Raw genomic sequence first — 23,291 nt, 5'->3', positions numbered from 1 at the left:
GCCGCTCGTCGCTCACCGCTCTGCCGTTCCACTGCTGCGCTGCCCCGCGCTCTGCCGTTCCGCCGCGCCTAGCGCGACACCACCGCGGTCGCCTCGATCTCGAACAGCATGCCGTCCAGCGCCAGCCGCGAGACCGGAATCAGCGTGCAGGCCGGCGGCGGACGCGTGCCCCACATGCGCCGCAGTTCGGCGCCGAATTCCTGCAGGCGTTCCAGCGAATGGTCGACGATCAGCACGGTCAGCTTGGCCACGTCGCGCAGGTCCGCGCCGCCGGCATGCAGCGCAATCTCCAGGTTCTCCAGCGCGCGCCGCACCTGTCCGGCGAAATCCGGCGCCAACGTGCCGTGCTGGTCCTCGCCGCCCTGGCCGCTGGCGAACACGATGCGCCCCGGGGCGGTCGCCACCGCGACATGCGAGTAGGCATTCGGACTGGGGTCGTACAGGCCGTGCGGATTGACGAAGTGCAGGCTGCAGGCGGGACGGCGCGATTCGATCATGGCTTGGTTCTCGAAGAGGAGAGGATCGGGTTGCAGGGCGCGCAGCGGTTCAGTGCGCGCTCGCCCGTTGAGGAAACGGAGTGGCGCCAGTATCGAACCTCAAGTTAACCTGAGGTCAACCGTGACCCTGCTAGCATTGGGACTTTCGCGCGAAGACCGACGCAATCCCGCCATGCCACGCAAGCCTTCCAACGACCCATCGATCGAACCGCCGCCACGCAAGCCATCCAACGACCCATCGATCGAACGGCCGCCACGCAAGCCATCCAACGACGAATCGATCGAACGCCGTCGACGCCAGCCATCCAGCGACGAGCCGATCGAACGGCCGGTCCGCCAGCGCGGCCCCAAGGCCGCCGACCTGCTGTCGGTCGGCGAGGTAGCGGCACGCACGGGCCTGGCCGTGTCCGCGCTGCATTTCTACGAGTCCAAGGGATTGATCCGCAGCACCCGCAGCGCCGGCAACCAGCGGCGCTATGCGCGCGCGGTGCTGCGGCAGCTGGCGGTGATCCGCGTGGCGCAGCGCATGGGCTTGCCGCTGGCAGCGATCGCCGAGGCGATGGCGCGGCTGCCGGAAGGACGCGCGCCGACGGTGGCCGACTGGCGCCGGCTGTCGGCGGCGTGGCGCGAAGACCTGGACGAGCGCATCCGCACGCTGACCCAGTTGCGCGACCAGCTCGACGGCTGCATCGGCTGCGGCTGCCTGTCTCTGAAGGCGTGCCCCTTGCGCAATCCGGGCGACACGCTGGCGGGGCAGGGGCCGTGGCCGCATCTGATGGGCGGCGGCACGGGGGGTGGCGGCACGGGCCGCCGTCACGACTAGCGCGGGGGCATGCGCGCTCGGCGCAGGAACGGCCCCGTCAGCACAGAATCTGGCGCGCTCAGCGCAGGACCTCGCGTGTTCAGCGTGGGGCCGGGCGCGCGTTGCCGCAGGGATCGGCCCGCTGCACCGGCGGCACCAGCACCACGTGGTCGTAGGCGCCGGCCTCGTCTGGCGCGGCCCTCTCGAGATACGCGACCGTCAGCACCTCGGCCGGCTTCGCGCCGAGCCAGCGCGGCACGCCGATGTCCTCGCGCACATGGCCGTTGCCTGCCAGCAGCACCACGCCGTGCGCGGCGTGCGCCCTCAGCGCGGCCGCCATCACGGCATCGCGCGCGGCCTGGGCGTTGAGCATGCCGGGCAGCATCGCGCGCGGGAAATGGCCGCAATGGCTGCCGTGTAGCACCGCCGTCTGCGCGGCGGCGAGATCGGCCGGCAGCGGCCGCGCCAGCCCGAGCCGTTCGCGCTCGGCCGCGCCGAACACGTCGCCGCCCCGCATCACGCCGCGGGCATCGTCGCGCGACAGGTTGGCGGCGATCAGCGGCAGGTCGTGCCGCAACGCCAGCGCGATGACGGGCCGGTACAGCGACCAGTCCCATCCGGCGGCGCCGGCCCGCGCGATCAGATGATCGGCATCGCCCGGCCGCTCGCGGCGTGCCCGGTCCAGGTCCGCCTGCCGCTCGCGATCGAATTGCTCCATCGCGATGGCGGGCCGCCAGCCCGCGTCGATCGCCTCGGTCAGCGACGCGAGCCGGCGCCGATGCCCTTCGGGGTTGTCGTGGACCTCGCCCAGCAAGACATAGCGGAACGCTGCGAGCCGATGCGTGCCGTCGTGCGCGCCGACATGCGCGCCGTCATGCGCGTAGCCATGCGCATCGCCCTCGGGATGCGCGGGCGCCGTGGCGCAGCCGGCAAGCAGGGCCAGCGCGGCCGCCATGGCGGCGACCTTCGCCATGCCGCGGGGTCCGCCGTCAGCGGCCCGCATCCGCTCCCACCGTCGCCGGCACGCGATTGCCGTCCGCGTCGATCTCCAGCGGGCCGCTGCCGGAGAAGCGGTCCAGCGCCAGGTAGATCACCGGCGTGATGAACAGCGTGATGACCTGCGAGAACAGCAGCCCGCCGACCACGGCCAGGCCCAGTGGCTGGCGCAGCTCGGCGCCGGCACCGAGGCCGAGCGCGATCGGCAGCGCACCCATGATGGCGGCCAGCGTGGTCATCATGATCGGACGGAAGCGCAGCAGGCAGGCCTGGCGAATCGCCTTCGCCGGCGGCATGCCCTGCTCGCGCTGCGCGGCCAGTGCGAAGTCGATCATCATGATGGCGTTCTTCTTGACGATGCCGATCAGCATCAGCACACCGATGATCGCGATCAGCGACAGCTCGACGCGGAACAGGAACAGCGTCAGCAGCGCGCCAACCGCCGCCGAGGGCAGCCCAGCGAGGATCGTCAGCGGGTGGATATAGCTTTCGTACAGCACGCCAAGCAGCACGTAGATCACCGCGATCGCCGCAATCAGCAGGATCACCTGTGTCGCCTGCGACGACTGGAACACCGCCGCATCGCCGCCCCAGCTGGTGAAGATCTCCTGCGGCATCGCGGTTTCCTGCTTGAAGCGGTCGATGCGCGCCGACGCGTCGCCCAGCGCCGCGCCCGGGGCCAGGTTGAACGACACCGTGACCGACGGCAGCTGGCCCTGGTGATTGACCGCGATCGGACCGACGCGGCGCTCGGTGGTCGCGAACGCCGACAGCGGCACCAGCGTGCCGTTGGTGCTGCGCACATAGATCTTCGAGAACGCGGTCTCGTCGACGCGGTCGACGTCCGCGGCCTGCAGGATCACGTAATAGCTGTCGATCGAGGTATAGATCGTCGACACCTGGCGCTCGCCGAACGCGGTATAGAGCGCGGTGCGCACGTCCTGCATCTGCACGCCCAGCGAGTTGGCCTTGTCGCGGTCGATCGCCAGCTGCGCCTCGAGGCCGGCCTGCTGCGAATCGCTGGTGACGTCGCGGAACAGCGGATCGGCGCGCATGCGGGCCATCAGCTTGTCGGCGGCGGTCTGCAGATTGCCCGACTGCACGCTCTGCAGCGTGTATTGATAGCGCGCCTTGCTGACGCGGCCGCCCAGCTGCAGGTTCTGCACCGGACGGAAATAGACGTTGAGCCCCGGAATGCCGGCCACGTCGCGGCGCAGCGACTCGACCACCTGCGGCATCTTCGGCCGCTCGCCGCCGGGCTTCAGTTCGATGAACATGCGGCCGGTATTGATGGCGGGCGAGGGGCCGCCGCCGATCGCCACCACGATGCTCTTGACCGCCGGATTCGCGCGCATCCGCTCGGCCGCGTCGCGCATCAGCGTCGACATCGCGTCGAACGAGATGTCCTGCGGGCCGTCGGCATTGACCTGAATCTGGCCGATGTCCTCTTCGGGGAAGAAGCCCTTGGGGATCAGCACGAACAGCACCGCGGTCAGCACGAAGGTCATGCCGGCCGCGGCCAGCACGGTGCGGCGATGCGCCAGGCACCAGTCGAGCCCGCGCGCATAGCGGTGCAGCGTGTATTCGAACAGGTTCTCGAACCACTGCGTCGAACGCAGGCCGATGCTCTGCCGCTGGGCGGGCGCGGCGGCGTGGGCGGGCGCATGGCGGGGCGCATCACCGTAGGCGTGCTGCGATTCGTCGACCGGCACGTTCTCGGCCGACAGGAAGCGCGCGCACAGCATCGGGATCAGCGTCAGCGACACCAGCGCCGAGACCAGGATCGACAGCGACACCACCGCGGCGAACTCGTGGAACAGCAGGCCGATCACGCCCGGCATGAAGAAGATCGGGATGAACACCGCCACCAGCGACACGGAGATCGACACGATGGTGAAGCCCATCTCGCGCGAGCCGACCAGCGCCGCCTTCAACGGCGCCATGCCTTCCTCGATATGGCGGACGATGTTCTCCAGCATCACGATGGCGTCGTCCACCACCAGGCCCACCGCCAGCGTGATCGCCAGCAGCGACACGTTGTCCAGGCTGTAGCCGAACGCCTTCATCAGCGCGACCGTGCCGATCAGCGAGATCGGCAGCGACACCGTCGGGATCAGCGTGGCCGCGGCGCGGCGCAGGAACAGGAAGATCACCATCACCACCAGCGCCGCGGTCAGCGCCAGCGTGAACTGCACGTCGTGGATCGACTCGCGCACCGAGCGGGAACGGTCATTGACCACGTTGACGTTGACCGAGGCCGGCATCTGCTGCACCAGCCGCGGCAGCGCCGCGCGGATCGCGTCGACCACCGCCACCGTGTTGGCGTCGGGCTGGCGCTGCACCGCCAGCACGATCGAGCGTTCGTTGTTCAGCCAGCTGCCGGTCTTCAGCGTCTCGACGCTGTCCTCGACCTCGGCCACGTCGGAGAGCCGCACCAGCGAGCCGTTGGGCTGGCTGGCGACGATGATGTTGCGGAAGGCGTCGGCATCGGCCAGCTGGCGGTTGGCCTGGATCGTCAGCATCTGGCGCGCGCCGTCGAGCGTGCCCACCGGCGTGTTGGCGTTGGCGCGCGAGATTGCGCCGGCCAGCTCGTCGAGCGTCATGCCGCGCGCGGCCAGCGCATCGGGACGCGCGCGCACCCGCACCGCGAACCGCTTCTGGCCGTAGACCAGCACCTGCGCGACGCCGGGCAGCGTCGACAGCGTCGGCGCGATCAGGTTGTCGCCGAAGGCGTTCAGCTCGGCCAGGCTCATCGCCGGCGAATTGATCGCCAGCAGGATCACCGCCGCGTCGGCCGGATTGACCTTGCGGTACGACGGCGGCTCGTTCATCTCGGTCGGCAGCGAGCGCTGGGCGCGGAACAGCGCCGATTGCACGTCGACCGCCGCGGCATCGATGTCGCGGTCGTTGTTGAACTCGATCGTGATGCTGGAATTGCCCAGCGTGTTGGCCGAGCTGATCACCGACACGCCCGGGATGGTGGCGAACTGCTTCTCCAGCGGCGTGGCCACCGACGCGGCCATCGTCTCGGGGCTCGCCCCGGGCAGCCGCGCGGTGACCTGGATCACCGGCGAATTGAAGCTGGGCAGCGCGGCGATCGGGATGGTCGGGTACAGCACAATGCCGGTGACCACGATCGCGATCGCCAGCAGCACCGTCATCACGGGCCGGCGGATGCAGAGTTCGGACAGCGTCATGGCGTCAGTGCTTCCCGGGGGCCGGCGCCGGGGCGGCGGCGCTGGCCTCGCGCACGGCGCTGCCCGGGCGCAGGTTCTGCACACCCTCGACCACCACGCGCGTGCCGGCCGGCACGCCCTCGACCACTGCCGCGGCGGCGGTCGCCGCCAGCATCTTCACCGGCATCGCGCGGACCTTGCCGTCGGCCTGCACCGCATAGACGAAGCGGCCTTCGGGTCCGGTCACCACCGACTGCGGCGGCACCGACACCACGCCGGTCAGCGTCTGCACCACCGCCTCGACGCGCGCATAGGTGCCGGGCCACAGGCGCTGGGCCTCGTTGTCGAACTGCGCCTTGACGCGGATGGTGCCGTATTGCGGGTCGACGGTGTTGTCGACGAAGGTGATGCGGCCCTGCACCGGTTCGGGATTGCCGTCGTTGGGCTGCGCTTTCACCGGCACCGGGCCGCTGCGCAGCGCGTCGCGCAGCGCGGCGAGCTGGCGCTCGGGCAGCGTGAAGGTGACGGCGATCGGTTGGATCTGGGCGATGGTCACCATCGGCTGGGCCGCGGTCGGCAGCACCAGCGAACCGGGGAAGACGTTGATCACGCCGGTGCGGCCGCTGATGGTGGCGCGGATCGCGCCGTAGCTGACCGCGACGCGGCTGGCCTCGATCGCGGCCTGGTCGGCGCGTACCGTGGCCTCCAGCGCATCGACCTTGGCGCGCGCGGTATCGACGGCGCTGCGCGAGATGAAGTTGCGCGCGACCAGTTCCTCGCTGCGCGCCAGCGAGCGGCGGGCGTCGGCCAGATCGGCCTGGTCGCGCAGCAGCTGTGCGCGGGCGCGGGCCAGGTTGGCCTCGTCCATGCGGGTGTCGAGCGAGAACAGCAGATCGCCGGGCTTGACGGTCTGGCCTTCGCGGATATGGACGGTGCGGACGGTGCTGGAGACCTGCGGACGCACCTCGACGGTGGACAGCGCCGTCACGTTGCCGTTGACGCTGACCTGCAGCGGCACGTCGCCCTGGCGCGCCAGCGCGGTGGTCACCGCCACCGGGGCCGGTCCCTGTGCCTGCGGCTTCGGGGCGAACCATGTCTTCCAGCCGAACCAGCCGGCCCCCGCCAGCAGGACGACCAATGCCAGCGCCAGCCAGGGCGACACACGACTTCTGCCGGTACCCATGGCCTGGCTCCAGTTGCTTTCGACGAAGCCCTTGGCCTGGTCGATACCCTTCGATTTCATGCGAGGACCCTCTGCTGCGCCGCGCTGTTGATGCGCGTGTTCGCTCCCGTTGTCGCCGTGCCCATCCGGACGGCCGCCGCCGGCTTCTGGGAACCGGTGGGCGGCCGGCCGCCCCCAGTGGTACCGCCATGGCGCCGTATCTGGCAAGCGTTGGCAGACGCGTCCGTATTACAAACGATTACAGGGGAGGGGCCGTCTTTGTATCAGGGATCAAACATTAGCAGAAAACGGACCTGCCGGGCCGGCCGCCAGGGGCACGGGTGGCTGCGGGCCGTGCGCCGCGGCACCGAAGAGGTACGTGAAACGGGTACGCGACCGGGTACGCAAGGACCGCGCGCCAGGCCGGCGCGCTCTGGCCGACGCTCAGGCCAGCGCCTTCAGGCCTGCTGCGGCGCCTGCCGGCGCAGCCAGCGGCAGCCGAGGGCGCGGGCTCGCCCGGACAGCAGCAAGGCGCCGAGCATCAGGGCGGCCGCGCCCCAGTGCAGCGCGTGCGCGCCCGCAGTGGCGTAGATCGCCGCGCCGACCATCGCGCCGATCGCCTGGCCCAGATAGATCGAGGAGGAATTGAGCGAGATCGACACCGCCGCCCGCTCCGGCGCGAGCGCCACCAGCCGCGCCTGCTGCGCGCTGTTGGTGGCGAAGCCGCCCACGCCCCACAGCATGAAGATCAGCACCAGCGCGACCGCGCCGACGCCGGTCAGCGGCCACAGCAGCATCGCCGCCAGCGAGGTGCCCAGCGCGACGTGCACCACGCGGGCCGGCGTGGCGCGGTCCATGCGCGCCGCGGCGACGACGTTGCCGAGCACGCCGCAGGCCCCGTAGGCCAGGAACATCAGGCTCAGCGCGCCGCCGCTGACGCCATGGACGTCCCGCAGCATCGGCGCGATATAGGTGAACATCGTGAACATGCCGGCCGACGACACCATGGTGACGCCGACCACCATCAGCAGCGGCGTATGGCGCAGCACCGCGCCCCAGGCCGCGCGGCCCACCGGCGCCACCATCAGCCCGCGCGGCAGCACCCGCCACAGCGCGAGCGCGACGCCCAGCGCCATCACGCCGACCACGCCCATGCTGACGCGCCAGCCCAGCGTGGTGCTGATCCAGGTGCCCATCGGCACGCCGACCACGCTGGCCACGCTCCAGCCGAGGAACACGAAGCTGATCGCCCGGCCGCGCAGCCTGGCGTCGACCAGCAGCGGCAGCGTGGCGGCGGCCTGCGGGGTATAGATCGCGGCGCCGATTGCCGTGACGAAGCGCAGCACCACCAGCGTGCCGAAGTTCGGCGCCAGCGCCGAGGCCAGATGCAGCACGCCATAGAGCGCGAGGGCGCCGGCCAGCAGCAGCCGGCGGTCGATGCGCGAACCGATCGTGGCAAACAGCGGCGCGCCGACGCAGCAGGCCAGCGCGAAGGCGGAGATCAGCTGGCCGGCGGTGGCGGCGCTCAAATGGAAATCGCCGGCGATGTCGTTCAGCATGCCGGTGACGATCATCGCACCGGTGCCGATGACGAAATTGCCGACGCAAAGCGTCAGAAGCCTGGGGTCCATGATGGGGCGCGTGCGGGGAGTCGGCCCGCGGGGCGCGGGCGGTCGCGGGGGCTGCCCGCGAAATCCCGGCAGTGTAGCGGTTTTGCGCCAATCGGGTCGGGCGCCGCCGCGGCCGCGCGCGCGGGGGACGGGCGGGCCGGTCCGCCCCGGCGGGCTGCCCCTAGCGCGTCAAGGCGGGGCTCAGCGCCTTGGGATTGACCACGCTGCCGTGCTCGCCGGACAGCACGTCGAGGATGTTCTGGAACGCGGTGCGGAAGTACAGCTCGTAGCTGTCGCGCTCGACGTAGCCCAGATGCGGCGTGCAGATGCAGTTCTCCATGCGCAGCAGTGCGTGGCCCTGCAGGATGGGCTCCGACTCGAACACGTCGACCGCCGCCATGCCGGGCCGGCCCCGGTTCAGCGCCGCCACCAGCGCGTTTTCCTCGACCAGCTCGGCGCGGCTGGTGTTGACGAACAGTGCAGTCGGCTTCATCGAGGTCAGGTCGGCCAGCTTGACGATATGGCGCGTCTCGTCGTTCAGCCGCAGCAGCAGCGACAGCACGTCGCTGTCGGCGAACAGCTGCTCCCTGGACTCGGCCACCGCGAAGCCGTCCTCGCGCGCGGCCGTCTGCGAGCCCTCGCGGCCCCACACCAGCACGTTCATGCCGAAGGCGCGGCCATAGCCGGCCACCAGGCGGCCGATCTTGCCGTAGCCCCAGATGCCCAGCGTCTGCCCCTTGAGCACCTGGCCAAGCCCGAAATTGGGCGGCATCGTGGTCGATTTCAGACCCGACTGCTGCCAGGCGCCGTGCTTCAGGCTGGCGACGTACTGCGGGATCCGCCGCTGCGCCGCCATGATCAGCGCCCAGGTCAGCTCGGCCGGGGCGACCGGCGAACCGACGCCTTCGAGCACCACCACGCCGCGGTCGGTGCAGGCGTCGACGTCGATATGGCTGCCGGCGCCGCCGACCCGGCCGGTCTGGCTGATGATCTTGAGCTTCGGCAGCTTCTCCAGCAGCTGGCGCGTGATGCGGGTGCGCTCGCGGATCAGCACCACGGCTTCGACATCGGACAGGCGCGCCGCCAGCTGGCCCACGCCCTTGACGGTGTTGTTGAACACCTTGACGTCATGCCCCTGCAGCAGCTGGAAGCAGGCCAGCTTGCGCACGGCATCCTGGTAGTCGTCGAGAACGGCAATTTTCATCGTCGGATTCGGTGAGGCGGTTCGGTGAGGCGGTTCGGTGAGGCGATTCGGTGAAGCGGTTCGGTAAGGCGGTTCCGGCGGGGCGGCTCGGTCCGCTGCGGTGAGCGGCCGGATGCCCGATTGCGGTGCAATTGACCCAGCAATCCGGTTGGTACGCGTACCCACAGACCGGCATGCCCGCGGCCAGTAAGGTGGGCCACCAAAGTGCTGCGACAAGCCATGGCGACAGGGCGTTCCGACCGATTTCCGCGCCCGCCGCTTGCTGCAGAGCAAAAAACGGAGGACGACAGCGGTGGTATCCTTGCCGCCTTCGGTGACGTCCCGGATTGTCGGTCGAGCTTCGCTCCCGCAGCCGGTTTGTCGCCGGACAAAGCTTGACTGGCACCCGCTGCGACACGTCCGCGGGAAAACCGCCACTGTAGCGCAGCCGCAAGGACCCCCGCGATCGATTCACCACAGGATCGCGCCGGACTTGTAACGGGATGTGACGGTCCCGAGCGAGCGTGGTCGAGGACCGGCCACCATGCGGTCGCCATGCGGGCACAACGCCCGCCCCACATGCGGAACCGCTTCCACAAGAAGTGGTCCCTCAAGCATGCGGCCATGGCACGCGTTCTCGTCGGCTCCGCGTTTCACCCGGCTGTTTGACGATATTCAGAGCGCGGCCCCGGGCCAGGCTTTGCCAAAGATTTCTTTTTGCTTTGGAGTACCACCATGAACCACCCCACCATGCAAGGCACACCGGCGCTGAACGTTCCGGCCTGGGTCAAGCACCAGAAGCTGGTCGCCTGGGTCGCCGAGATCGCCGCGCTGACCAAGCCCGACAGCATCTACTGGTGCGACGGCTCCCAGGAGGAATACGACCGCCTGTGCGAGCAAATGGTCGCCGCCGGCACGATGAAGCGGCTCAACCCCGCCAAGCGCAAGAACTCCTTCCTGGCCCTGTCGGACCCCTCCGATGTCGCGCGCGTCGAGGACCGTACCTTCATCTGCTCGCAGAAGCAGGAGGACGCCGGCCCCACCAACAACTGGATGCCGCCGGCCGAAATGCGCCAGACCCTGAGCGGGCTGTTCGATGGCTGCATGCGCGGCCGCACGCTGTACGTGGTGCCGTTCTCGATGGGGCCGCTCGGTTCGCCGATCGCCCACATCGGCGTGGAGCTGTCCGACAGCCCGTACGTCGCCGTCAACATGCGGATCATGACCCGCATGGGCCGCGCCGTGTACGACGTGCTGGGCGCCGACGGCGAGTTCGTGCCTTGCGTGCATACCGTCGGCAAGCCGCTGGCCGCCGGCGAGAAGGACGTGCCGTGGCCGTGCAACCCGACCAAGTACATCGTCCATTTCCCCGAGACGCGCGAGATCTGGTCGTTCGGCTCGGGCTACGGCGGCAACGCGCTGCTGGGCAAGAAGTGCTTCGCGCTGCGGATCGCCTCGACCATGGGCCGCGACGAGGGCTGGCTGGCCGAACATATGCTGATCCTTGGCGTGACCTCGCCCGAGGGCAAGAAGTACCACGTCGCGGCGGCATTCCCGTCGGCCTGCGGCAAGACCAACTTCGCGATGCTGATTCCGCCCAAGGGTTTCGAGGGCTGGAAGGTCACCACCATCGGCGACGACATCGCCTGGATCAAGCCGGGCAAGGACGGCCGCCTGTACGCGATCAACCCGGAAGCCGGCTACTTCGGCGTGGCCCCGGGCACCAGCGAGAAGACCAACTTCAACGCGATGGCGACGCTGAAGGAAAACGTCATCTTCACCAACGTCGCGCTGACCGATGACGGCGACGTCTGGTGGGAAGGCATGACCAAGGAAGCGCCGGCCCACCTGATCGACTGGCAGGGCAAGGACTGGACGCCGGAGATCGCCAGGCAGACGGGCGCCAAGGCCGCCCACCCGAACGCGCGCTTCACCGCGCCGGCATCGCAGTGCCCGTCGATCGACGCGAACTGGGACAACCCGGCCGGCGTGCCGATCGACGCCTTCATCTTCGGCGGCCGCCGCTCGACCACGGTGCCGCTGGTGACCGAGGCCCGCAACTGGACCGAAGGCGTCTACATGGCCGCCACCATGGGTTCGGAAACCACCGCCGCGGCCGCCGGCCAGCAGGGCGTGGTGCGCCGCGATCCGTTCGCGATGCTGCCGTTCTGCGGCTACAACATGAGCGACTACTTCGGCCACTGGCTGGCGCTGGGCAACAAGCTGGAGGCCGCCGGCGCCAAGCTGCCGAAGATCTACTGCGTCAACTGGTTCCGCAAGGACGAGGCCGGCAACTTCGTGTGGCCGGGCTTCGGCGAGAACATGCGCGTGCTGTCGTGGATGATCGACCGCGTCGAAGGCCGCGGCCAGGGCACCGAGCACGTGTTCGGCACCTCGCCGCGCTACGAGGACCTGCGCTGGGAAGGCCTGGACTTCTCGCCCGAGCAGTTCCAGAAGGTGACCTCGATCGACCGCGCCGCCTGGGAACAGGAACTGGCGCTGCACGAAGAGCTGTTCACCCAGCTCAAGCACCATCTGCCGCAGGCGCTGTCCGAAACCAAGGACGCGCTGGCCAAGCGGCTGGCGGCCTGATGCGGTAGTGCCGCACGTCGCGCTTGCCATCGGCAAGCGCGACGGCAAAAAACGAAGCCCTCGCGATCTTGTGAGCGAGGGTTTTTTTTCGTCCGGCGTTTTTGCTCGACAGGCCAGCCTGGGCGCCATCAACGCTTCGCCTTCGCCTCACCCGCCATTCGCTTCGCCCCCCAACTGCTCCACCGCATACTTGACCAAGCCCGCGCGCCCCTCGATGCCGAGCTTGCGCTTGAGGTTCAGCCGATGCGTCTCCACCGTGCGCACCGACACGCCGAGGGACGCCGCGATCTCCTTGTTGGCGAGGCCCCGGCCGATGCCGTTCAGGATGTCGCGTTCGCGCGGGGTCAGTGCATCGAGCGGATGCGGAGCCGGACCTTCCTCGATCATGCGGCGCGCGATGCGGGCGCTGTAGAACACGCGGCCGGCCAGCACGGCGTCGATCGCGGCCAGCAGTTCGTCGGCCGGGGCGTCCTTGAGCACGTAGCCGCGCGCGCCGGCGCGCATCGCCTGGCGGACGTATTCGAGGTTGTCGTGCATCGACAGCATCAGCACCGCGATCTCGGGATAGCGCTGGTGCAGCGCGTCCGCCAGCGCGATACCGCCCATGCCGCGCATGCCGATATCGGTGATCAGCAGGTCGGGCAGCGCATCCGGCTGGCGGCGCGCCAGCCAGGCCAGCGCCGCTTCACCGTCGTCGGCCTCGCCGACCACGGTCACACTCGGCTGCAGGGCCAGATGCATGCGCATGCCGTCGCGCACCAGCGTGTGGTCGTCGACCAGCAGCACGCGCGCGGGACGGTAGGGTTCGGAGAAGGAACTCATCGGGACAGCGGGGAAGAGTGGGACGGGGCGCCCGGCGGCGCGTCCGCCGTCCTGGCGAGCGCCCGCGTGTCGGGCACGAACGCCGAGGCCGGCAGATACGCCCGCAGGCGCGTGCCGCCCGGGGCGGACTGGATATCGAATTCGCCGCCGAGGCTGGCGATGCGCTCGCGCAGATTGCGCAGTCCGATGCCGCCGCGCGGGTCGCGCTGCACGCGCTCGAGATCGAAGCCGCTGCCGTCGTCCTGCACCACCAGCGCGACGCCGGACTCGGCATACGACAGCGTCAGCTGGACCCGCCGCGCATTGGCGTGGCGCTCGACATTGGTCAGCGCCTCCTGCGCGATGCGGTACAGCGCGGTGGCCGCTTCATCCGACAGCGGCCGCGGCACGCCGTGGCAGTCGATATCGATCTTCAGTCCGCTCGCGCCCTGCATCTCGCGCGCCAGATGCTGCAACGCGGCCTGCAGGCCCAGATCGTCGAGCAGCGCCGGACGCAGATTGCGGGCAACGCGCCGCACCTCGTTGAACACCGTCTCCAGCCGGTTCAGCGCCATGCCCAGCACGGGCGTCACCGCACCGCCGTCGGTGGGCGCCTGCGCGAGCCGGTTCAGCGCGGTTTCGAGCACCAGCTTGACCGACACCAGCAGCTGGCTGACGCCGTCATGCAGCTCGCGCGACAGTCGCGCCCGTTCGTCCTCCTGCGAGCGCACCACGCGCTGCGCCAGCTGCCGCAGCTTGGCGTCGGCCTCGCGATGCTCGCTGATGTTCAACGCCAGCCCGCCCGCGCCGACCAGCAGGATGCTGATCGCGGCGATCGCGCCGATCCACGCCAGCGTGGCGCGGATATCGGTCTCGGCGCGCTTGTCGAGCTCGCGCAGCGTGCGTTCGACATCGTCCAGGTAGATGCCGGTGCCGAGCATCCAGCCCCATTCCGGCACCGCGACCACATAGCCGAGCTTGGGCGCCATCTGCCGCGTCGACGGCTTCTCCCAGCGATAGCGCACCGCGCCGCCGCCCGCGCGTGCCGCCGCGATCAATTGCTGGATCGGCAGCGCGCCCTCGGGATCGCGCAGGTCCCACAGGTTCCTGCCGATCAGGTCCGGCTGGCGCGGGTGCATCAGGTTGCGGCCGTTCAGGTCGTACAGGAAGAAGTAGCCGTCCGGGCCGTAGTCCAGCCCCGCCAGCGCCTGCATCGCGGCCTGGCGCGTGGCCTCGTCGTTGCGGCCCGACTTGACCAGCGGCGCGATCGCGCTCTGGGCCAGCTGCACGTAGTGGCGCAGTTCGGTTTCCTTGCTCTGCAGATAGGCGGCCTCGACCAGCGCGCGCTCGTGGCGGACCAGCGCGGTGGCCTGATAGTGCACAGCCAGCGCGATGCCAAGCATGGCGATCGCCAGCGGCGCCACCGCGAGCAGCAGAATCTTCTGGCGGAGTTTCATCGTGACCAGGGTAAACACGGATGCCTGGGAAGCGGCGTCTCACCGTCCCGTTGCGTAGTACTACGCAGGATCGCTGCGTAGTTACGCGCTTGTGCCTCGATTGGCGGGTGTCAATACTACACGCCGACGCGCGACCGGCCGCCAGGCCAGGCGCGGCGTCATTCGCAACGGGATGCGCCAGTGCCCCGCACCGGCGTATCGCCCCGCCTGCCAGACAAGATCCGGACCGGAAGTCGAGGGACCGGGCGCCGCTGAAATCTGGAGACAGCTTGCCCCCGATCCCCCGCCATTCGCCGCCCGACGGCGCGCGTGCCACCGTGCGCGCCGAGCGGTCCACCGGCCCTTGTCGCTCTGCGGGCTTTGTTCCATGTGGTCTGAGGAGACCTTCACTATGAATCGCATCGGGCAACACCTGATGTGGCTGGCCGTCGCCGTGCTCGGCGCGTTTGCCTTCGCCACCGTTGCACTGTCGCGCGGCGAAGCCGTCAGTGCCTTGTGGATCGTGGTCGCCGCGATCTGCATCTATCTGATCGCTTACCGCTACTACAGCCGCTTCATCGCCGACAAGGTGATGCAGCTGGACCCGAAACGGATGACGCCGGCCTGGCGCCATAACGACGGCCTGGACTACGTGCCGACCAACAAGGCGGTGCTGTTCGGCCACCACTTCGCCGCGATCGCCGGCGCCGGACCGCTGGTCGGACCGGTGCTCGCCGCGCAGATGGGCTACATGCCCGGCATGCTGTGGATCCTGGCCGGCGTGGTGTTCGCCGGCGCGGTGCAGGACTTCATGGTGCTGTTCATCTCGACCCGCCGCGACGGCCGCTCGCTGGGCGACCTGGTAAAGGCCGAGATGGGCACGGTGCCCGGCATGATCGCGCTGTTCGGCTGCTTCATGATCATGATCATCATCCTCGCCGTGCTGGCGCTGATCGTCGTCAAGGCGCTGGCCGATTCGCCGTGGGGCACCTTCACGGTGGCGGTGACGATCCCGATCGCGCTGTTCATGGGGGTCTACACCCGCTACATCCGCCCGGGCCGCATCGGCGAGGTGTCGGTGATCGGCTTCGTGCTGCTGATGCTCGCCATCGTCGGCGGCCAGTACGTGCACGAGAGCGCCACGCTGGCGCCGCTGTTCACCTTCGACGGCAAGGCACTGACCTGGATGCTGATCGGCTACGGCTTCGTCGCCGCGGTGCTGCCGGTGTGGCTGCTGCTGGCTCCGCGCGACTACCTGTCGACCTTCCTGAAGATCGGCACCATCATCGCGCTGGCGGTCGGCATCCTGATCGTCGCGCCGGAACTGAAGATGCCGGCCTTCACGCAGTTCGCCGAAGGCGGCGGTCCGGTCTGGTCGGGCAACCTGTTCCCGTTCCTGTTCATCACCATCGCCTGCGGCGCGGTGTCGGGCTTCCACGCGCTGATCTCGTCGGGCACCACGCCCAAGCTGCTGGAGAACGAGACCCACGCGCGCTTCATCGGCTACGGCGCGATGCTGGCCGAGTCCTTCGTCGCGATCATGGCGCTGGTGGCCGCCTCGGTGATCGAGCCGGGCGTCTACTTCGCGATGAACAGCCCGGCCGCGGCAATCGGCACCACGCCGGAGGCGGTGGCCCAGGCGGTGTCGAACTGGGGCTTCGTGATCACGCCCGACGTGCTGGTGCAGACCGCCAGGGACGTCGGCGAAAACACCATCATCTCGCGCGCCGGCGGCGCGCCGACGCTGGCGGTCGGCATCGCCCACATCCTGCACCAGGTGGTCGGCGGCCAGGCCATGATGGCGTTCTGGTACCACTTCGCGATCCTGTTCGAGGCGCTGTTCATCCTGACCGCCGTCGACGCGGGCACCCGCGCCGGCCGCTTCATGCTGCAGGACCTGCTGGGCAGCTTCGTGCCGTCGATGCGCCGTACCGACTCGCTGCCGGCCAACCTGATCGCGACGGCACTGTGCGTCGGCGCCTGGGGCTACTTCCTGTACCAGGGCGTGGTCGATCCGCTGGGCGGCATCAACACGCTGTGGCCGCTGTTCGGCATCTCGAACCAGATGCTGGCCGCTGTGGCGCTGGTGCTGGGCACCTGCGTGCTGGTCAAGATGAAGCGCGGCCGCTATGCGTGGGTCACGCTGCTGCCGACCGTCTGGCTGCTGATCTGCACGCTGACCGCCGGCTGGCAGAAGCTGTTCCATGCCGACCCGAAGATCGGCTTCCTGTCGCACGCCAGCAAGTTCAGCGACGCGATCGCCCAGGGTACGGTGCTGGCGCCGGCCAAGACGATGGAGCAGATGCACCGCATCGTGTTCAACGACTACCTGGACGCGGGCCTGTGCGCGCTGTTCATGGCGGTGGTGCTGTCGATCGTCTATTACGGCCTGCGTACCGGCCTGCGCGCCGGCGCCCAGGCACGGCCGACCGCGCACGAGACGCCGTTCGAGCCGCTGCCGGCGGCCGCTTCGGCGCAGCGCTGAGTCAGGCGTGAAGCCGATGCCGACGCCGTAACGTCAAACCCCACGCAGAAGGAACGCCATGCTGGATCCGCTGAACAAGATGGGCCAAATGGGCCGCTACCTGGGCCAGTCGCTGCGGCTGATGGTCGGGCTGCCCGACTACCAGACCTATGTGGCCCATATGGAAAGCACGCATCCGGACCGCGAGCCGATGAGCTACGAGGAGTTCTTCCGCGAGCGGCAGGAGGCGCGTTACGGCGGCGGGCAGGGCAAGTGCTGCTGAGCTGCTGAGCTGCTGACCCCGCGAGCTACTGAGCGCCTGAGCCGCAGCTGCCGAGCTGCCGAGGCTCCCGGGCGGGGGATCCGGTGTGTCGTTGTCCTGACGGGATCGCCGGGTTCCCCACCTTGGGGAAGACGACAAGCTGTCAACATGCCAAAGGCTGCCCACGGGCAGCCTTTGTTGCGTTTCTGCAGCATTAATAAAGGCTTACAGGCAGTTACAGCAATGTCCGTGCCCAAAATCTACACTTGCATCACAGTTTGGCAACCAGAGGAAAAACACTATGTCTCGCCGACTCGTTCGCAATATGACCGTGGCCCTCGCCCTGGCGGCATCGACGACGCTGCCTGCATTCGCGAGCGACATGAATAACGCACTGGGTGGCGCCCTCGGCGGCGTCGCCGGTGCAGCCGTCGGAGGCGCGCTGGGCGGCTCCACCGGTGCCGTGATCGGCGGCGCGGTGGGCGGTGGCGCCGGCGGCGCGATCAGCTCGAATCGCCGCGAGCGTACCGGTGCCATCCTGGGCGGCGCGCTGGGCGGCGGTGCGGGTACGGCGGCGGGCAACGCGATGGGCGGCCGGACCGGCGGCCTCGTCGGCGCGGCCCTGGGCGGCGGCGCAGGCGCGGCGCTGGGCGGCAACATCTCGCGCAGCAATTCGTACGCCGACGACCGCGACCGCTACTACCGCGATCGCCACTACAAGAAGAGCAAGTACAAGAACAAGCACCGCTACCACCGCCGCGGCCATCGTGACTGGGACGATTGATGGCGGATTGATGCAGTGACAGCCAGTTCGACGGGCCGCGCAAGCGGCCCGTTTTGTTTTGCGCGATGGGTGCTCGGGTGCTCGGGTGCTCGGGTGCATCTGGTGCATCTGGTGCATCGGGTGCTCGGGTGCATCGGGTGCTCGGGTACTCGGGTGCTCGGGTGCTCGGGGGCTCGGGTGCATCGGGTGCATCGGGTGCATCGGGTGCATCGGGTGCATCGGGTGCATCGGATGCATCGGGTGCTCGAGTGCGCGGGTGCGCGGGTGCTCGGCCGCTCGGACGCCCGGGCTCGGGCTCGGGCTCGGGCTCGGGCTCGAGCGGTGAGGCGGTGGGGGTGGGGCGCCAGGGCGGGCGCGCCGTCAGGCGGCGGGCGATTGCTGTTTGGATGGCCGGTGTAGGGGCGACCGGTCGATCCCCATCATCCTGCCGCAAGCCGACATCGAAGCCGAGGCCGTAAACGACGATGCCCGTGCGCGGGGCACGGGCATCGGGACACCAGGCAGACCGCCGAAGCAGTCCGGCAGCCGGCGTGCTTACTTCGCGGCGCCTTCGGTGAAGACGTCGAACTTGCCTTGGCGGGCACCTTCGCTGAACACGTCGAACTTGCCTTGGCGGGCGCCTTCGCTGAACACGTCGAACTGGCCCTGGCGGGAGCCTTCGGTAAATACGTCGGTCTGGCCGACCTTCGCGCCGTCGGTGTACGGGTCGAACTTGCCGGCCTTGGCGAACGCCGGAGCGGCGGTCAGGGTGGCAACGAGGGCGGTGGCGGCGGCGGTCAGGGCAAAGCGGGAGATCGTCATGATGTGTCCTTTCTTCTGTTTGGGAGGACGTCCGCGCCGGCGGGGTTTCGCTGCAGTGCGGCATCCGATGGCTGCATATTAGGCATTTCCCTTATATGAATAAACATTACCGCACACAATGATTAGTTCTATAAAGAACAACAAAAACCCCAAGCTGTGGAAAAATGGGGAAGAAAAAAGGGAGACTGTGCAATGGATCGGCTGCAATCGATGCGCGTGTTCGCCAAGGTGGTCGAACTCGGCAGCTTCGCCCGTGCGGCGCAGCAACTGGAAATGTCCAACGCGGTGGTGACCCGCTATGTCGCGGACCTGGAGAGCCATCTGGGCACGCGGCTGCTGAACCGGACCACCCGCAGCCTGTCGCTGACCGATGCCGGCGAAACCTATCTGCAGCGCTGCCAGCAGATCCTGGAAGACGTCGAGGAGGCCGAATCGGTGGTCACCGCACGCAGCCAGTCGCTGTCCGGCACGCTGCGGATCGTCACGCCAGTGATGTTCGGATTACATCTGCTGCCCGACATGCTGGCCCGCTTCCAGCAGATGTATCCCGACGTGGTATTCGATGTGCTGCTGTCGGACCGCAGCATCGATATCGTCGAGGAAGGCCGCGACGTCGGCATCGTGCTGTCCGACCTCGGACTGGGCTCGCATCTGGTGGCGCGGCCGCTGCTGTCGGCCGAAGTGATCCTGTGTGCCTCGCCCGGCTATCTGCGCGCCCACGCGCCGCTGCGCCATGCCCATGAACTGACCCAGCACCGCTGCATCGCCATGCGGCTGACCAATGCCGAGCACGCCTGGACGCTGTCCGGTCCCGAAGGCGAGGTGACCGTGCCGATCCGGCCTGGGCTGGTCTGCAGCAATGCCGAACTGGCGCACCAGGCGGCGCTGGCCGATCTCGGCATCGCGATGCTGTCGTCGTATCTGGCCCGGCCCAGCATCGAAGCCGGACTGCTGGAGCACATCCTGCCGCAATACCAGCTGCCGCGCCGCGACATCAGCGTGGTGTATCCGAGCCGCAAATTCCTGCCGACCAAGGCGCGGGCCTTCATCGACTTCCTGCTGGAAGAGGGGAAGAAGAAGAGCGCGGACGGAGCGGGTGGGGCGGCGGCAGCCGCGGCCGTCGCCGCGGACCATCACGCGGCGAGCTAGCCGAAGAGCCCGAAGGAACGCCGAAGAACCCGGAAGAACGCGGAAGAACGCAGAAGAACCCAGACCGACCCGGAAGAACGCCAGCAACCGAGGCCGGCGTGTGCCTGCCTCGGCCGGTCCCTCGCTCGTACGTCTTATTCGCTGGCGCTGGCCGCCGTCTTGGCGCGGGCGGTCTTCTTGGAGGGGGTCTTGCTGGCCGCCTTGGCCGCGACCTTGGTGCCGGTCTTGGCGGCGGTCTTGGCCGCAGCCTTGACGGCGGTCTTGCTCGCCGGCTTGCCGGCCGCCGCGCCGGCTTCGCCGGCGGATTCGGCGGTCTTCGCGGCGGACTTGGCCGCGGCCTTGCCTGCCGCGGTCTTGGCGCCGGGCTTCGGCTCGCGCACCTCGAACTCGAAACCGATCTTGCCGTCCGGCTGCTTGACCAGATAGGCCTTGAAGTTGCGGCCGGTACGCGAGGACTTGAAGCCGGTCAGCAGGTCCGTGCGGCCCTGGTCCAGCAGCTTGCCGATCTGCTCGCGCGAAATCTCCTGCTGCAGGATGATCTTGCCGGTGGTGAAGTCGCACGACTTGGGCGACCCGACCGCGTTCTCACAGACGTACTTCATGCCGTGCTCGAACACCGAGCCGCTGCACTTCGGGCAGGTGCCGACCGGCTCCTGGCCGCTGAAATCGACCGGCTCGCCGTCGTTCTCGTCCTCGTTCTGGCCGAAGTCGAACTCCATCTTGTAGTTGCCGTCGTCGTCGCGCGCCAGCTTCAGGATCGCGGCGAAGGGGCGGCCCATCTTGCTGCGGAAGCCCTGCAGCGGCCCGATCTCCTTGTCGCGCAGCAGCGTCTCGACCTCGTCGATCTCGAACTGCCGCCCGCCGGGGATCTTGCTGATCGAGAAGTCGCACGCCGTGCAGGCGAAGCGGCGGTAGTTCTCCTTGACCTGACCCCCGCACTGCGGACACGGCGTCTGCAGCGTCGCGTAGTCGCCCGGGATCGTGTCGCTGTCGTATTCCTTGGCGCGCTTGACGATCTGCTGCGTCATCTGCGCGATCTCGCGCATGAATTCGTCGCGCTTGAGGCGGCCGCGCTCGATCTGCGCCAGCTTGTGCTCCCACTCGCCGGTCAGCTCGGCCTGCGTCAGTTCCTGGACCCCGAGACCGCGCAGCAGCGTCATCAGCTGGAACGCCTTGGCGGTCGGAATCAGCTCGCGGCCCTCGCGCACCAGGTATTTCTCGGTCAGCAGCCCTTCGATGATGGCCGCGCGCGTCGCCGGCGTGCCCAGGCCCTTGCCGGCCATCGCCTCGCGCAGCGCGTCGTCGTCGACCAGCTTGCCCGCGCCTTCCATCGCCGACAGCAGCGTCGCTTCGTTGTAGCGCGCCGGCGGCTTGGTGGTCAGCCCGACCGGCTCGACCTTGTCGGTGCGGACCTTCTCATCCTTGCCCACCGGCACCAGGTTGGCGTCGTCGCCCTGCGCCTCGCGGCCGTAGACCACCAGCCAGCCCGGATTGACCAGTACCTTGCCTTCGGTCTTGAAGTGGTGGCCGGCGACCTCGGTGATCCGCGTGGTCACCTGGTATTCGGCGGCCGGGAAGAACACCGACAGGAAGCGGCGCACGACCAGGTCGTACAGCTTCTGCTCGGGCTCGGACAGGTTCTTCGGCGCCTGCAGCGTCGGGATGATGGCGAAGTGATCGCTGATCTTGCTGTTGTCGAAGATCCGCTTGTTCGGCTTGATCCAGCCGCTGGACAGGATCTTCCTGGCATGCGGCAGATAGTTCGGCGAGCTGTCGGCCAGCATGTCCATCGTCTGCTGGACCGTGCCCATATAGTCCTCGGGCAGCGCGCGTGAATCGGTACGCGGGTAGGTCAGCACCTTGTGCTTTTCATACAGCGCCTGCGCCAGGCCCAGCGTGTTCTTGGCCGAGAAGCCGAAGCGCGAGTTGGCCTCGCGCTGCAGGCTGGTCAGGTCGAACAGCGCCGGCGACAGCTGGGTCGACGGCTTGGATTCCTCGGTGACGGTGCCCGGCTTGTCGCGGCACGCGGCGACGATGCTCTTGGCCTCGGCCTCGCTCCACAGCCGCGACTCGCGCGCCTCGGGATCGAACTCGTTCTTCTTGAACTTCGGGTCGAACCAGCGGCCCTCGTACAGGCCGGCCGCGGCGATGAATTCGGCGCGCACTTCCCAGTAGTCGCGCGGCACGAAGTGTTTGATCTTCTCCTCGCGCTCGACCACGATCGAGAGCGTCGGAGTCTGCACCCGGCCTACGGTCGTCAGGAAGAAACCGCCGCCCTTGCTGTTGAAGGCCGTCATCGCACGGGTGCCGTTGATGCCGACCAGCCAGTCCGCCTCCGAGCGGCAGCGCGCGGCGTCGGCCAGCGGCAGCATCTCGGCGTCCTCGCGCAGGCTGGCGAAGCCGTCGCGGATCGCCTGCGGCGTCATCGACTGCAGCCACAGGCGCTGCACCGGCTGCCTGGCCTTGGCCTGCTGCACGATCAGCCGGAAGATCAGCTCACCCTCGCGCCCCGCGTCACAGGCGTTGATCAGGCGGGTGACGTCCTTGCGCTTGATCAGCCGGTTCAGCACCTTCAGGCGCGACTCGGTCTTGGCGATCGGGCGCAGGTCGAAGTGCGGCGGGATCACGGGCAGGTTGGCGAAGCTCCACTTGCCGCGCTTGACCTCGTATTCGTCCGGTGCGGCGATTTCCACTAGGTGGCCAACCGCCGACGAGAGCACATATTCGTCGCTCTCGTAATACTCGTCATGCTTGGTAAAGCCCCCGAGCGCACGGGCGATATCGGCCGCGACCGATGGCTTTTCCGCGATGATGAGAGCTTTGGACATGGGTGGGAATCCTTGCCGGCCGCCCCTTGGCGGACCGCGTTTGGCACAGCACTAATATGTAAACAGCACACTTGAGGCCCCCCGGGGGCCATGAGGCGCCAATAATAAGCGGGGTATTGACAACGGTGCAAGGCGAGTTCCATCCCCGCCTTCGCGCCTCATCCTTGGGCCGGACTCGTTCCAGACCCAGCCCCTGCGGGCTTCAAACGCCGCTTTCTCCCTGCTGTGACCGGCCCGATCCGTCAGGATTCAACCAGCCGAGCAGATCCGGCGGCGGTTCCGCGCCGGCCGGCATGGCCGCGCCGCGGCCCAGCAGCCGGGCCAGCGTGTCGGCGTGGGGCAGCAATGTGCCATAGAACTGGGGCGCCCCGCCGGCGGCATCCTGCACCAGCACGGTCGGGAAGTTCTCGATGTCGATGTCGCCCAGCGCGTCGGCATGCGTCTCGATATCGATCCAGACGAAGCAATCGCCCGGATGGCGCGCCGCCTGCTCGCGCCAGACCGTCAGATAGTCGCGGCAGGTGCCGCACCACTCGGCGCACAGGCACGCCACCAGGCGACCCTCGGGGTGGGCCCGCAACGCCGCCGCTATCGCGGCCGCATCGCGTTCGGGAAAGTAAACGGCCATCGGTCATCCAAACATGAGCCTTCATGCGATTGATCGAGCACGTGACCAACGCCGTGACAGACACGGTGACAAGCGCCTGATCGGGCACGAGGAACGGCGATTGTAGCGACTCCGGCCGCC

At 68.6% G+C, this 23,291-nt stretch carries 17 protein-coding genes; 6 read left to right on the top strand and 11 right to left on the bottom strand.

The genetic code is table 11. The features are described 5' to 3' along the window. Positions 1-68: 68 nt before the first annotated feature. Positions 69-497 (bottom strand): RidA family protein, encoded by a 429-nt coding sequence (locus F1599_RS11510; RefSeq protein ID WP_149317416.1) that lies wholly within the window; start codon positions 495-497, stop codon positions 69-71. 319 nt (positions 498-816) lie between these two features. On the opposite strand from F1599_RS11510, the gene soxR reads away from it, so the two are divergent. Beyond that, a complete protein-coding gene (soxR, locus tag F1599_RS11505; RefSeq protein WP_149317618.1) occupies positions 817-1,320 on the top strand; it encodes a redox-sensitive transcriptional activator SoxR in 504 nt (167 codons plus the stop codon). 79 nt (positions 1,321-1,399) lie between these two features. Here the strand turns inward: soxR and F1599_RS11500 are convergent, their stop codons facing one another. From F1599_RS11500 to F1599_RS11480, 5 genes are all read right to left on the bottom strand, one after another. Next, positions 1,400-2,272, bottom strand: a complete 873-nt coding sequence (locus F1599_RS11500; RefSeq protein ID WP_150083196.1) for a ChaN family lipoprotein — start codon at positions 2,270-2,272, stop codon at positions 1,400-1,402. A 16-nt stretch (positions 2,273-2,288) separates the two neighbouring features. Next, positions 2,289-5,492: an efflux RND transporter permease subunit gene (locus F1599_RS11495; protein WP_150083195.1), complete on the bottom strand. Its 3,204-nt coding sequence runs from the start codon at positions 5,490-5,492 to the stop codon at positions 2,289-2,291. A gap of 4 nt (positions 5,493-5,496) precedes the next feature. After that, positions 5,497-6,714 carry an efflux RND transporter periplasmic adaptor subunit gene (locus F1599_RS11490; protein ID WP_150083194.1) on the bottom strand — a complete coding sequence of 406 codons (1,218 nt, stop codon included), beginning with the start codon at positions 6,712-6,714 and terminating at the stop codon, positions 5,497-5,499. Between the two features lie 377 nt (positions 6,715-7,091). Then, on the bottom strand, positions 7,092-8,264 hold the full coding sequence (locus tag F1599_RS11485; RefSeq protein ID WP_149317419.1) for an MFS transporter: 1,173 nt from the start codon (positions 8,262-8,264) through the stop codon (positions 7,092-7,094). A 160-nt stretch (positions 8,265-8,424) separates the two neighbouring features. Then, positions 8,425-9,447, bottom strand: coding sequence for a D-2-hydroxyacid dehydrogenase family protein (locus tag F1599_RS11480; protein WP_150083193.1), 1,023 nt, complete (start codon positions 9,445-9,447; stop codon positions 8,425-8,427). Between the two features lie 714 nt (positions 9,448-10,161). Between F1599_RS11480 and F1599_RS11475 the strand changes: the two genes are divergently transcribed. After that, entirely contained in the window at positions 10,162-12,018 is a 1,857-nt protein-coding gene (locus F1599_RS11475) for a phosphoenolpyruvate carboxykinase (GTP) (protein ID WP_149317421.1), read from the top strand. 147 nt (positions 12,019-12,165) lie between these two features. Here the strand turns inward: F1599_RS11475 and F1599_RS11470 are convergent, their stop codons facing one another. Together F1599_RS11470 and F1599_RS11465 are read right to left on the bottom strand one after the other, a co-directional pair. Then, positions 12,166-12,840, bottom strand: a complete 675-nt coding sequence (locus tag F1599_RS11470) for a response regulator (RefSeq protein WP_150083192.1) — start codon at positions 12,838-12,840, stop codon at positions 12,166-12,168. Then, positions 12,837-14,276: a cache domain-containing protein gene (locus F1599_RS11465; RefSeq protein ID WP_149317423.1), complete on the bottom strand. Its 1,440-nt coding sequence runs from the start codon at positions 14,274-14,276 to the stop codon at positions 12,837-12,839. The genes F1599_RS11470 and F1599_RS11465 overlap by 4 nt, the downstream gene beginning before the upstream one ends. 391 nt (positions 14,277-14,667) lie before the next feature. Here F1599_RS11465 and F1599_RS11460 point away from each other — a divergent pair, with 391 nt between their 5' ends. The 3 genes from F1599_RS11460 (at position 14,668) to F1599_RS11450 (ending at position 17,765) form a co-directional block, all read left to right on the top strand. After that, positions 14,668-16,740 carry a carbon starvation CstA family protein gene (locus F1599_RS11460; RefSeq protein ID WP_150083191.1) on the top strand — a complete coding sequence of 691 codons (2,073 nt, stop codon included), beginning with the start codon at positions 14,668-14,670 and terminating at the stop codon, positions 16,738-16,740. Positions 16,741-16,798: 58 nt separating this feature from the next. Then, positions 16,799-17,002 (top strand): YbdD/YjiX family protein, encoded by a 204-nt coding sequence (locus F1599_RS11455; protein WP_006579436.1) that lies wholly within the window; start codon positions 16,799-16,801, stop codon positions 17,000-17,002. A gap of 280 nt (positions 17,003-17,282) precedes the next feature. Continuing rightward, positions 17,283-17,765 carry a hypothetical protein gene (locus F1599_RS11450; RefSeq protein WP_149317426.1) on the top strand — a complete coding sequence of 161 codons (483 nt, stop codon included), beginning with the start codon at positions 17,283-17,285 and terminating at the stop codon, positions 17,763-17,765. A 534-nt stretch (positions 17,766-18,299) separates the two neighbouring features. Here F1599_RS11450 and F1599_RS11440 read toward each other — a convergent pair. Then, positions 18,300-18,566: a hypothetical protein gene (locus F1599_RS11440; RefSeq protein WP_149317427.1), complete on the bottom strand. Its 267-nt coding sequence runs from the start codon at positions 18,564-18,566 to the stop codon at positions 18,300-18,302. Between the two features lie 192 nt (positions 18,567-18,758). Here F1599_RS11440 and F1599_RS11435 point away from each other — a divergent pair, with 192 nt between their 5' ends. After that, positions 18,759-19,715: a LysR family transcriptional regulator gene (locus F1599_RS11435; RefSeq protein WP_149317428.1), complete on the top strand. Its 957-nt coding sequence runs from the start codon at positions 18,759-18,761 to the stop codon at positions 19,713-19,715. Positions 19,716-19,849: 134 nt separating this feature from the next. Here F1599_RS11435 and F1599_RS11430 read toward each other — a convergent pair whose 3' ends face one another. Further along, positions 19,850-22,543 carry a DNA topoisomerase III gene (locus F1599_RS11430; protein WP_150083190.1) on the bottom strand — a complete coding sequence of 898 codons (2,694 nt, stop codon included), beginning with the start codon at positions 22,541-22,543 and terminating at the stop codon, positions 19,850-19,852. A gap of 202 nt (positions 22,544-22,745) precedes the next feature. Next, positions 22,746-23,171, bottom strand: a complete 426-nt coding sequence (locus F1599_RS11425) for a thioredoxin family protein (RefSeq protein WP_149317430.1) — start codon at positions 23,169-23,171, stop codon at positions 22,746-22,748. Between the last annotated feature and the right edge of the window lie 120 nt (positions 23,172-23,291).

This window comes from Cupriavidus cauae (genome assembly GCF_008632125.1).
In the GTDB taxonomy this organism is placed as follows: Bacteria; Pseudomonadota; Gammaproteobacteria; order Burkholderiales; family Burkholderiaceae; genus Cupriavidus; species Cupriavidus cauae.
Note: the sequence above shows the minus strand (reverse complement) of the source record. Positions and strands in the feature narration are given on the sequence as shown.